The 10,435-nt window shown below is 70.2% G+C and carries 11 protein-coding genes; 2 read left to right on the forward strand and 9 right to left on the reverse strand.

From position 1 onward, the window contains the following. Window positions 1-54 precede the first annotated feature (54 nt). From L0H79_RS16905 to L0H79_RS16920, 4 genes are all read right to left on the reverse strand, one after another. Window positions 55-753, reverse strand: a complete 699-nt coding sequence (locus L0H79_RS16905; protein ID WP_301485820.1) for a dienelactone hydrolase family protein — start codon at window positions 751-753, stop codon at window positions 55-57. A gap of 129 nt (window positions 754-882) precedes the next feature. Then, window positions 883-2,100: an ornithine--oxo-acid transaminase gene (gene rocD / locus L0H79_RS16910; RefSeq protein WP_301485821.1), complete on the reverse strand. Its 1,218-nt coding sequence runs from the start codon at window positions 2,098-2,100 to the stop codon at window positions 883-885. 86 nt (window positions 2,101-2,186) lie between these two features. Next, complete coding sequence (locus L0H79_RS16915) at window positions 2,187-2,714, reverse strand: DUF488 family protein (RefSeq protein ID WP_301485822.1); 528 nt, start codon at window positions 2,712-2,714, stop codon at window positions 2,187-2,189. A gap of 43 nt (window positions 2,715-2,757) precedes the next feature. Continuing rightward, a complete protein-coding gene (locus L0H79_RS16920) occupies window positions 2,758-3,366 on the reverse strand; it encodes a TetR/AcrR family transcriptional regulator (protein WP_301485823.1) in 609 nt (202 codons plus the stop codon). Window positions 3,367-3,428: 62 nt separating this feature from the next. On the opposite strand from L0H79_RS16920, the gene L0H79_RS16925 reads away from it, so the two are divergent. Then, window positions 3,429-4,595, forward strand: a complete 1,167-nt coding sequence (locus L0H79_RS16925) for an acyl-CoA dehydrogenase family protein (protein ID WP_301485824.1) — start codon at window positions 3,429-3,431, stop codon at window positions 4,593-4,595. Between the two features lie 11 nt (window positions 4,596-4,606). Further along, window positions 4,607-5,365, forward strand: a complete 759-nt coding sequence (locus L0H79_RS16930) for an SDR family NAD(P)-dependent oxidoreductase (protein WP_301485825.1) — start codon at window positions 4,607-4,609, stop codon at window positions 5,363-5,365. A gap of 62 nt (window positions 5,366-5,427) precedes the next feature. On the opposite strand, the gene L0H79_RS16935 is transcribed toward L0H79_RS16930, so the two are convergent. The 5 genes from L0H79_RS16935 to L0H79_RS16955 all read right to left on the reverse strand — a co-directional run bounded on the left by L0H79_RS16935 (window position 5,428) and on the right by L0H79_RS16955 (window position 10,326). Continuing rightward, window positions 5,428-6,495 carry a pirin family protein gene (locus L0H79_RS16935; RefSeq protein ID WP_301485826.1) on the reverse strand — a complete coding sequence of 356 codons (1,068 nt, stop codon included), beginning with the start codon at window positions 6,493-6,495 and terminating at the stop codon, window positions 5,428-5,430. Further along, on the reverse strand, window positions 6,492-6,941 hold the full coding sequence (locus L0H79_RS16940) for a PIN domain nuclease (protein WP_301485827.1): 450 nt from the start codon (window positions 6,939-6,941) through the stop codon (window positions 6,492-6,494). The genes L0H79_RS16935 and L0H79_RS16940 overlap by 4 nt, the downstream gene beginning before the upstream one ends. After that, on the reverse strand, window positions 6,929-7,138 hold the full coding sequence (locus L0H79_RS16945; RefSeq protein ID WP_301485828.1) for a type II toxin-antitoxin system VapB family antitoxin: 210 nt from the start codon (window positions 7,136-7,138) through the stop codon (window positions 6,929-6,931). The genes L0H79_RS16940 and L0H79_RS16945 overlap by 13 nt, the downstream gene beginning before the upstream one ends. A gap of 158 nt (window positions 7,139-7,296) precedes the next feature. Beyond that, window positions 7,297-8,310, reverse strand: a complete 1,014-nt coding sequence (locus L0H79_RS16950) for a zinc-dependent alcohol dehydrogenase family protein (RefSeq protein ID WP_301485829.1) — start codon at window positions 8,308-8,310, stop codon at window positions 7,297-7,299. A 57-nt stretch (window positions 8,311-8,367) separates the two neighbouring features. After that, entirely contained in the window at window positions 8,368-10,326 is a 1,959-nt protein-coding gene (locus L0H79_RS16955; protein WP_301485830.1) for a sodium:proton antiporter, read from the reverse strand. Window positions 10,327-10,435: the final 109 nt, after the last annotated feature.

The raw sequence follows: 10,435 nt of genomic DNA on the forward strand, positions 1-10,435 counted from the left end.
GTCGACGAGCGCAGTTGCCGCGGGCTCGCGGCCCCGGTTCAGGCGACAGCGCCGTCAGGAGCCCACGGGCAGGTGCTCGCCCAGGAAGTCGACGGTTCGCTCCCAGGCCAGCGCTGACGCGTCCGGATGGTGCCACGGCAGGTCGGGGTTGTCGAACGCGTGGTCCGCACCGTCGTACTCGTGGAAGACCGTCGCGGCGGAGGCCGTCACCGCGGCCCGGATCCGGGCGACCGCCTCCCGGTCGATGAACGAATCCGCCCTGCCGAAGTGGTGCAGGCTCGGGACCGTCACCGACGGGGCCAGCTCGAGCAGCATTGGCAGGGCCGAACCGTAGTAGCTGACGAGCACCTCGACCGGCTGCGTGGCGGCGATGTTGAAGGCGAGGCCACCGCCGAAGCAGAAGCCGACCAGACCGACCGGTCCGGTCACCTCGGTCCGCTCGTCCAGCCACCGGACGGCCGCGGCGCCGTCGCGCACGGCGAGCGGCCAGTCGAGCTGCCCGGCGAGCGCCATACCACGCTCGAGCCCGCCGTCCTGCTCCGGGACCGCGGAGACGCCGAGCCGCCAGAAGAACTCGGGCGCGAGGACGACATACCCGAGTGCGGCGAGGTCGGCCGCGCGGCGCAGGATGTACGGGCTGATGCCGAAGATCTCCTGGCACAGAACGATGCCGGGCCCGGCCCCCGAGTCGGGGAGCCACAGCCGCGCGGGCATGTCGCCGGAGTCGGTCGGGACGAGGACGCGTTCGCTCATGGACGCGAGTATGCCGCTCGGCGGGTCCCTCGCGAGCGCCATCGCGTCACGCATCACGTCCCCCGCACGTCCCCCGCCGCCCAGCGCGATGTCATCGTGACCCGGGGCGCCGAATCTCGGCGTCCTGCGTCAGGACAGGATCGTGCCGAGGCTGTCGACGATCTGGCGCACCTCGTCCTCGCTGATGACCAGCGGTGGCGCGAGCCGCACCGTCGAGCCGTGCGTGTCCTTCATGAGCACCCCCTGCTCCATCATCCGCCGGCACGCCTCGCGCCCGGTCATGACCGATGGCGTGATGTCGACCCCGGCCCAGAGGCCGCGCACCCGCACCGCGTCGACCCCTCGACCGACCAGATCGGACAGCCCCTCGTCGAACAGCTTGCCGAGCCGGGTGGCCCGGTCCTGGTACTCGCCGCTGCGGAGCAGCCCGACGACGGCGCGCCCGACCGCCGCCGCCAAGGGGTTGCCCCCGAAGGTCGACCCGTGGCTACCCGGCCGGAACACCCCGAGCACCGACCGGTCCGCGACGACCGCGGAGACGGGCACGATGCCACCGCCGAGCGCCTTGCCGAGGATGTAGACGTCCGGCACGACGTCCTCCAGGTCGCAGGCGAACGTCGTGCCGGTCCGTCCCAGCCCCGACTGGATCTCGTCGGCGAGCATCAGGATGCCGTGCCGCCGGGTCAGCTCGCGCACACCGCGCAGGTAGCCGGGCGGCGGCACGATGACCCCGCCCTCCCCCTGGATCGGCTCGAGGAGGACGGCGACGGTCTCGAGGGTGACCGCTGCCTCGAGCGCCTCGAGATCCCCGTAGGGGACGAGGTCGAAACCGGGTGTGTACGGCCCGTAGTGGTCGTGCGCCTCGGGGTCCTGCGAGAAGCTGACGATCGTCGTCGTCCGGCCGTGGAAGTTGCCCGACATGACGATGATCCGCGCCTGCCCGTCGGGTACGCCCTTGACCTCGTAGCCCCACTTCCGGGCCGCCTTGATCGCGGTCTCGACCGCCTCTGCGCCGGTGTTCATCGGTAGGACGAGGTCCTTGCCGGCGAGGGTGGCGAGGTCTCGGCAGAACGGGCCGAGCTGGTCACTGTGGAAGGCCCGGCTCGTCAGGGTCAGCCGGTCGAGCTGGTCGTGGGCCGCCTTGACGAGCGTCGGGTGCAGGTGCCCGAAGTTCAGCGCCGAGTACCCGGCCAGCGCGTCGAGGTAGCGTCGCCCGTCGACGTCGGTCACCCAGACGCCCTCGGCCTTGGCGATGACGACGGGCAGCGGGTGGTAGTTCTGCGCGATCCACGCTTCGGCGAGGGACAGGTGCTCTTGCGATCGGCTCGTGGCCTCCGGTGCGTCCATGCCTCACTGTCTCCTGTCCCGGCAGGTCGAACAAGCAGTTCAGGCGAACTCGTCGGGTGGGTGAACCGACGAACAGCACGTCAAGGCTACCCGCCAGAAGCGGGCGCGGGGTAGGTGATCGTCAGGCCGTCGACGACCGCGAAGCGGGTCAGGGTCTCGGGCTTGGCGGTCTGCTCGTCGTAGATGTCGATGACCTCGTGGCCCCGCACGAGCAGGGCATCCCCGATCAGCGATCGGTGGCAGCGCCACGGCACGGCCTCGGCGCACATGACGACGGTGCGCTTCTCACGCGCGAGTGCGAGCAGCTCGTCGAGCCCGGCCGTGAACTGCGGGGTCTGCAGGTAGTCGGCGTAGCCGCGGAAGCTCGCGTTGCGCCAGCCCCCGTTGGGCGAGTCGGACCGGGTGTGCCGCAGCCCGCCGAGCGCAGCCAGGTGGACATAGGCCAGCCCGGCCTCCGGCAGGGTCAGGGTGAGCGAGTCGATGTGGAACTGCGGGTTGTGCCGCGACTTCGGCACGGTGCGCACGTCTGCGACCGCCTCGATGGCGTGCGCGCGCAGGACGGCGACGAACTCGTCGAAGGGTCGCGTCGAATGGCCGATGGTGTAGATCACCACGTCTACGACCATACGAGGTGCTGCCTCTCGACGCGGAGGCGAGTCAGGGGTGGCGGGTCTCGAGGCCGTGCACGAGCAGGTCCGCCAGCTGGTAGTACGCCGCGGCGTCGTCGAGCCCGGTCGCGACGGAGATCGACCCGCGCTGGATCGCGGCCATCACCTCGCCCGCCGCAGCCCCGACGAAGGCGGCGTCGACGCGGCGCAGCCTGCCTGCCGCGACGCCGTCGTCGATGAGCGCGCGGACCCGCTGAGCGGCATACTGCGTGTTCTGGCGGTACACCTCGCGAGCGGGTGCAAAAGCGGCAACGTCGCGGTGGAAGGCCGGCGACGCCGGTGAGAGCTCCTCGGCGACCGCGTCGAGGTAGAGCCGCAGGCGAGCCACCGCATCCGTCTCGCTCGCAAGACGCCGCTCGATCGAGGTCGCAGCTGCCCGGAAGTACGACCGCACAGTCGCGACGACGATCTGCTCCTTGCTCGGTGCCACGAGGTAGAGCGTCGACCGCGAACAGTGCAGGCGTTCTGCGAGGTCGGCCATCGTCAGGTCGGCGAACCCCGCGGCCAGGAACAACGTGCGCAGCTCGGCCAGGACATCCTCGCGTCTGGCGCGCGCCCGAGGGGTGAGAGCTGCGGCCTCCGCGCTGGGTTCCGTCATGACACTACGATACCAAGGCTGGTACTGTAGGACCACTCATAGTACTCACGATTGGAGATTCCATGCCTGCGTCCCGCGTCCTGCCCACCCCGGAGGCAGCCGACCTCATCAGGCTCGTCCGCGAGTTTGCGACCGAGGAGCTCGCACCCCGAGCGGCGGACGCCGAGGCGACCGGCACCTTCCCTCGCGAGGTCTTCGCCCAGCTCGGTGCCATGGGTGTGCTCGGCCTGCCCTACCCCGAAGAGCATGGCGGCGGCGGCCAGCCCTACGAGGTCTACGTCCAGGTGCTCGAGGAGCTGGCGAGCGTATGGGCGAGCGTCGGGATCGGCGCGAGCGTCCATGCGCTGTCCTGCTTCGGCCTGGTGACCCGTGGTACCGGTGAGCAGCAGGAGCGCTGGCTGCCGGACATGCTCGGCGGCGACCTGCTCGGCGCCTACTGTCTCAGTGAGCCGCACGCCGGCTCCGACCCGGCCGCGATGACGACGCGGGCGATCCGCGACGGCGACGACTACGTCATCACCGGCGCGAAAGCGTGGACGACCCACGGTGGGCAGGCCGACTACTACAAGCTCATGGCACGTACCTCCGACGACCGAGGCGGCATCTCGTGCTTCCTCGTGCCAGCAGACTCGGAGGGCCTGACCGCCGACCCACCCGAGCACAAGATGGGGCTGATGGGCTCGACGACGGCGACCATGCGCTTCGAGCAGGTCCGCATCCCGGCCGAGCGCCGCCTCGGCGCCGAGGGCGAGGGCCTCAAGATCGCGCTCGCCGGACTCGACGCCGGCAGGCTCGGCGTTGCCGCGTGCGCCACCGGCCTGGCCCAGGGCGCGCTCGACCGCGCGGTCGAGTACGCGCAGGAGCGAGAGGCCTTCGGCAAGAAGATCATCGACCACGAGGGCCTCGGCTTCCTGCTTGCCGACATGGAGGCCGCCGTCGAGTCGGCGCGTGCGTCGTTGCTGCATGCCGCCCGGCTCAAGGACCAGGGCCTGCCGTACGGCCGCGAGGCCTCCGTCGCCAAGCTCGTCGCGACCGACAACGCCATGAAGGTCACGACCGACGCCGTCCAGGTCCTCGGCGGGTACGGCTACACGAAGGACTTCCCCGTCGAGCGGTACATGCGCGAGGCCAAGGTGATGCAGATCTTCGAGGGGACCAACCAGATCCAGCGCCTCGTCATCAGCCGTTCGCTCCGCAAGCCCGCAGGCACGATCACCGTCCAGAAGTAGGAGACCCACTGATGCACCTCGACAACACTGCTGCGATCGTCACCGGTGGCGCCTCCGGACTCGGCGCAGCGACCGCAAAGGCACTGGTGGACAAGGGCGCCCACGTCTTCGCACTGGACCTGCCGGCAGCCGTCGAGGCGGCCGGACCGACGCCGGAAGGCGTCACCTACGTGCCGACCGACGTGACCGAAGGGGCGCAGGTGCGCGCTGCCGTTGCCCAGGCCAGCGCAGGAGCGCCCCTGCGGGTCGCCGTCAACTGCGCCGGCATCGGGCCATCGGCCCGGATCCTCGGCAGGAAGGGTGTGCACGACCTCGGCCTCTACGCCAAGGTCATCCAGATCAACCTCGTCGGCACCTTCAACGTGCTCGCGCTCTCGTCCGAGGCGATCGCCCAGACCGAGCCGGACCAGCAGGGCCAGCGTGGCGTCATCATCAACACTGCATCGATCGCGGCCTTCGAGGGCCAGGTCGGTCAGGCCGCCTACAGCTCGTCCAAGAGCGGTGTCGTGGGCCTCACGCTGCCGGCCGCGCGTGACCTCGCGCAGTACGGCATCCGGGTCATGGCGATCGCGCCCGGGACCGTCGACACGCCGATGCTCGCTACCGTCTCAGATGACGCGCGGGCCGGGCTCGCCGCGGGAGTCACCTTCCCGCACAGGCTCGCTCGCCCCGACGAGTATGCCCAGCTGGCGTTGGCCATCATCGACCACGACTACCTCAACGGCGAGGTCATCCGGATGGACGGTGCCCTGCGGATGGCGCCCCGCTGAATGGGGCAGCCCACTGAGCCGGCGTTGCTTGCACGGCGCCGATCGTGCGCGGCCGCAAGATCTCAGCCGCGTGAGCGGAGCCGGATGTTCGGCAGACCGGGTGCGGGCAGCGTCGTCTCCCACACCGCGGGGAAGGCGCCGTAGCGTGGCGTCGGCGGGCTGACCCCATCGGGTATGCCGCCGTCACCGCCCTCCCGCGCGGGCGCGGGCGCGCCGGCAGGCTCACCGGCGAGCTGCCGCTCCTGCTCGAACACGGCACGCTCGCGCTGCCAGTCCTCTCGGAAACCGACGACCTCGTCGTGAGAGCGGCCGACGAGGTTCCACCACATGACGATCTGCTCGCCCAGGGGACGCCCGCCGATCAGCAGGACTCGGGTCGGTTCGGTCGGGCTCGCCTGCAGGACAAGGCGACTGGGCCCGTCCGGGTGGAAGATGATCTCGCCGGGCTTGGCGACCGCCTCCCCGGACGCGATGGTGCCGGTGTCGCAGAGGAAGCCGTGCTCGTGCGCGGGGTCGACATCGATGTCGAGCGAACCGCCGGGTGGCAGAGTGATCTCCGCGCCGACGAGCTCGCTGTAGGTCGACACGGGCGAGGCCTGCCCGAACAGCGTGCCGAGGAAGACGAGCGCTCTCGCACCGTCGACCTCGACCACCGGCGGCTCGTAGTGCTCGAACCGGGGCTCGACGAACCGGTGCTGCTCTGGCAGGGCGGTCCACAGCTGCACCCCATGCAGCATCGTCGTCGCCGGAGTCGAGTACTCCGAGTGGGCGATGCCCGAGCCCGCCGTCATGAGGTTCATCTGTCCCGGCCGGACGAGTGCATGCGCGCCGGTCGTGTCGCGGTGCTCGATCTCGCCGGTGAACAGCCACGACACGGTCTGCAGCCCGGTGTGCGGGTGCCCCGGCACGACCATGCCACCGGTCTCGGCGACGTCGTCCGGGCCGTAGTGGTCGACGAAGCACCACGCCCCGATGAGGCTCCGCTCCCGCTGCGGGAGGCTGCGGCGCACGGTCATCGCGCGGGGACCGCCAAGGGGCACGTCACGGCATGCCAGCACGAGCGCGGGTGCTCCGGGCTCATCCCGGTCGGCGCAGACCACCTCGGCCGGGTTCTTCTCGAGGTTGCTCATTGCTCGACTGTAGGCCCGGAGCCGTCCGCGGTACCCCGGGGCACGATCCAGTGCGTCTCCTGACCGGTCACCGAGGCGATCAGTTCGTACTCGTGGTCGTAGTGCAGCAGGGCCACCCGGTGTCGCTCGGCGGTGGCTGCGATCAGCAGGTCGGGGAGCGCGGCACCGCGATGCTCGCTTCGCGTGGCGAGCGTCGCTTGGACGTGCAGGGCGCGCTGCCATACCTCATCAGGCATCGCCAATCGCTCGAAGCCATCCTGGAACTGGCGTTGTCGGCGCAGGTAGTCATCCGGGCTCCGCGCCGAGAACAACACCTCGAGCTCGACCATGCCGCAGGTTGCCACCTGACCCGCTTCGATGAGCGGGGCGAGCGCGGCGTGGACGGTCGGACGGTCCAACCGTGCCAGCGCACTCGTGTCGACCAGATACCGGGCTACCGCCGCCACGCCCGATCCATCACCGACTCGTCGGCAGCACCGCTCAGCGCGCCCGCTCGAGCGTCGTCGAGAAACTGTCGCCGCGCGTCGAGCGCCACGACCTCGGCGAGTGCGGCGTTGACGGTATCCTTCTTCGTCCTGGTACCGAGCAGGACGCGGGCGCGCTCGAGCAACTCGTCGTCGGCATCGATCAGAGTTCGTGTCATGGGCCACCTCCACTGTGTCATGGGCATCTTCGTCTGGGGCATCTTCACCGTGACGCTGGATATCCTCATCGTACAGTTGTAGATATCTTTGATGATCTTGAGCGACCCATCCGGTGGCATCCGGACCTGCCCGAACCGGTCCCGACCTCGCGCCCCGCTCAGGGCCGCACGATGACCTTGATCGCCCGCCGCTCGTCCATCGCCCGGTAGCCCTCCGCCACGTCGTCGAGCGCCACGTCGAGATCGAAGATGCGCCCAGGCTCGATCGATCCGGCCAGCACCCGGCTCAGCAGGTCGGGCAGGTAGCGCCGGACCGGCGCGACCCCGCCCCGCAGGCCGATGTTGAGGCCGAACATCTGCTCGATCGGCAGGGTCACGCCGTGCGGCACCCCGACGAACCCGACCGTCGACCCGGCGCGGGCCAGCCCGAACGCCGTCCGGATCGACTGGTCCGTGCCGACGCACTCGAGCGTCGCCTCGACCCCGATGCCCTTGGTCAGTTCCTTGACGGCCTCGATGCCCGCCTCGTCCCGCTCGGCGACGACATCGGTCGCGCCGAACTCCCTTGCCAGGCGTTGCCGGTCCTCGTGGCGCGACATGGCGATGATCCGCTCGGCGCCCTGCTGCTGCGCCGCCAGAACCGCGCAGAGCCCGACGGCGCCGTCACCGACCACGGCGACCGTCATGCCAGGGCGGACTCCGCCAGACACGGCGGCGTGCCAGCCGGTGGGCAGGACGTCGGTGAGAGACAGGATCGAGGGCATCAGGTGTGGGCCTGGCGGGTCGGTCCGCACGAGCGAGCCGTCGGCCTGCCCCACCCGGGTCAGCTCCGCCTGTCCGCTCTGGGTCGTGCCGCGGTTGACGCACGCCGACTGCACACCAGCCACACAGTTCGGGCACGTGTTGTCGCAGTGACAGAACGGGACGATGACGAAGTCGCCGACCCGGATGCGCCGCACGTCCGCGCCGACGTCCTCGACGACGCCGACCACCTCGTGCCCGATCGTCGACCCCGGCGTGATCGGGTTCTGGCCGCGGTAGCGCCACAGGTCAGACCCGCAGATGCAGCCCGCCGTGACCCGCACGATCGCGTCGGTCTGCTCCTCGATCCTGGGGTCGGGCACCTGCTCGACGCGGATGTCCCTCGGCGCGTGGATCGTCGTCGCTCGCATGCCCGCCATTCTTCCCCCACACCCGCCATCCTCGGTCTCCGTTCGCCGGCTCGAAGGTCACGTATGCCGCTCAGCCGGCTCAGCGGCATACGTGAGCTCGGGCGCGTGGCTCGGCTCACGGACCATGGCGACGATGATGCCCTCGTCGTGCGGCAAGGCGAGGCTTGGCCGGGCGACCTCGACCCGTCCCGGCGACCGCTGGGCGAACAGGATGACCAGGTCGTCGCCATAGTGCTCCTGAACGTCCTCGAGCGTGAGCTCGGGCGAGAGCTGGACCTGTTGGACGGTCATCCCGGATACCATCCGGTCGTCCAGCTCGGCCCTGGAGAGCGGGGGGACGAAGGCGTAACGCCCGGACAGGTGGCCGGCGGTGTCGCTCCTGTCGTCGCCCGTCCCGGTGGAGCGGCCGTCCCGGCGCAGCTGGTAGCTGTTGGCACCGCCGAAGACATGCTGGAACTCCCGGGCCGCCGTCGCGTTGATCTCGTCCTGCGGGGTGCATGCGACGAAGTGGCCCATCCCGGCGAGGTCCATGTCCTTGACCGCAAACTCGGACAGGATGTTCGCGGTCAACGTCGGGACGCCGGCCGCCCTGGCGCCCGCGAGGCCGGCATGGTTGCGCGCGACGATGAGGACCGGGATCCCGAGCTCCTGCAGGTGCTTCGCTGTGTCGACGACCCACGTGTTGACACCGACGAAGACGACCCCTTGCGGGTTCGGCGACGCGAAACCGAACCGCTCGGCGATCCGCCCGATGCCGAAGCCGTAGATCGCGACGGTGCAGACGATGACGATGAAGACGAGAGGGACGAGCTGGGTGGCTTCGTCGGCGAGCCGCTGCAGCTGGCCGGCCTGGGCCACGAGGGCATCGCGTTCGGACGGTGGGGTGCTCGCGGCGCGCTGGGCCAGCGATTCGGCGGCCCGTGCGAGGCCGAGCGCGAAGATGCTGGTGACCGCGGCTGCGACGACCCCGCGCGGTGCCATGGAGGCGAGCAGCAACCGCTCGTTGCGAGTGACGCCGGTGCCGAGCAGCCCGAGTAGCACGCTGACCGGCCGGACCACGAGGACGAGCGCAGCGAGGAAGATGAGCGCCTTCGGGGCCACCGCGACGAGCTGGTCAGGGGTCACCCGCCCGGCGAGCACGATGAACAGGGCCCCGACGAACAGGACCTGGAGGTGTTCCTTGAACTCCGCCACGTGCTCGAGGTGCAGCTTCGGACGGTTGCCGAGGAAGATGCCCAGCACCGTCACCGTGAGCAGCCCGCTCTCGGGCTGCAGTGCGTCCGACACGACGAGCGCACCGATGGCTGCGGCGAGGAACATCACCCCGTGCAGGTAGTCCGGCACCGCGCGCCGGCGCATGACCACCTCCAGCAGTGCCCCGAGCCCGACGCCGAGCCCGAAGGCGACCAGCACGGTGCGCCCGAGCGAGCCGAGTACGGCCGGCAGCGCCGTGGACGCCTCGCCGCTCAGCACGGCCTGGAAGACGAGCAGGGCCAGGACCGCCCCGATCGGGTCGACGATGATGCCCTCCCACCGCAGCAGGGAGGAGATCCGGCGGGTCGGGCGCAACGCCCGGAGGATCGGGTTGATGACGGTCGGCCCGGTCACCACGAGGATCGCCCCGATCAGCAGGGCCAGTCGCGCGTCGAAGCCGAGCAGCCAGGCCGAGGTCGTGATGAGGGCCCACGCGATGAGCACGGTGACGGAGCAGAGCCGCCGCACCGGGCGCCGCAGGTCGTGGATCTGCTTGAGCCGCAGCGACAGGCTCCCCTCGAACAGGATGATCCCGACGGTGATGCGCACGCCGTCGAGCAGCACCTCGTGACCGAGGGCGTCTTCGCCCCGGACGATCTGCCCAAGGCCGAAGCCGACCAGCAGGAGCAGCAGGATCGACGGGATCCCGAGCCGCCACGCGACCCACTGGCAGGCGACGCTGACGGCGATGACGAGCGCCAGATAGCCTGCGGGACCGATGCCGTTCAGGGAGTCGAAGATGCTCGTGAGGATGCCGGGCATTGAAGGCACGATTCCAACTACCCGTTCACGACGCAAGCTCACGCAGGCTGCTTAGGGCGTGTGATGAATTAACGTCGTTTTCGGACGATGAGTCGCTACGGTTCTGCTA

It is taken from the genome of Intrasporangium sp., assembly GCF_030452765.1.
GTDB lineage: Bacteria > Actinomycetota > Actinomycetes > Actinomycetales > Dermatophilaceae > Intrasporangium_A.

Coding starts and splice junctions, on each gene's coding strand:
- L0H79_RS16905 (WP_301485820.1), bottom strand. CDS start 753: ATGAGCGAACGCGTCCTCGTCCCGACCGACTCCGGCGACATGCCCGCG.
- rocD (WP_301485821.1), bottom strand. CDS start 2,100: ATGGACGCACCGGAGGCCACGAGCCGATCGCAAGAGCACCTGTCCCTC.
- L0H79_RS16920 (WP_301485823.1), bottom strand. CDS start 3,366: ATGACGGAACCCAGCGCGGAGGCCGCAGCTCTCACCCCTCGGGCGCGC.
- L0H79_RS16925 (WP_301485824.1), top strand. CDS start 3,429: ATGCCTGCGTCCCGCGTCCTGCCCACCCCGGAGGCAGCCGACCTCATC.
- L0H79_RS16930 (WP_301485825.1), top strand. CDS start 4,607: ATGCACCTCGACAACACTGCTGCGATCGTCACCGGTGGCGCCTCCGGA.
- L0H79_RS16935 (WP_301485826.1), bottom strand. CDS start 6,495: ATGAGCAACCTCGAGAAGAACCCGGCCGAGGTGGTCTGCGCCGACCGG.
- L0H79_RS16945 (WP_301485828.1), bottom strand. CDS start 7,138: ATGACACGAACTCTGATCGATGCCGACGACGAGTTGCTCGAGCGCGCC.
- L0H79_RS16950 (WP_301485829.1), bottom strand. CDS start 8,310: ATGCGAGCGACGACGATCCACGCGCCGAGGGACATCCGCGTCGAGCAG.
- L0H79_RS16955 (WP_301485830.1), bottom strand. CDS start 10,326: ATGCCCGGCATCCTCACGAGCATCTTCGACTCCCTGAACGGCATCGGT.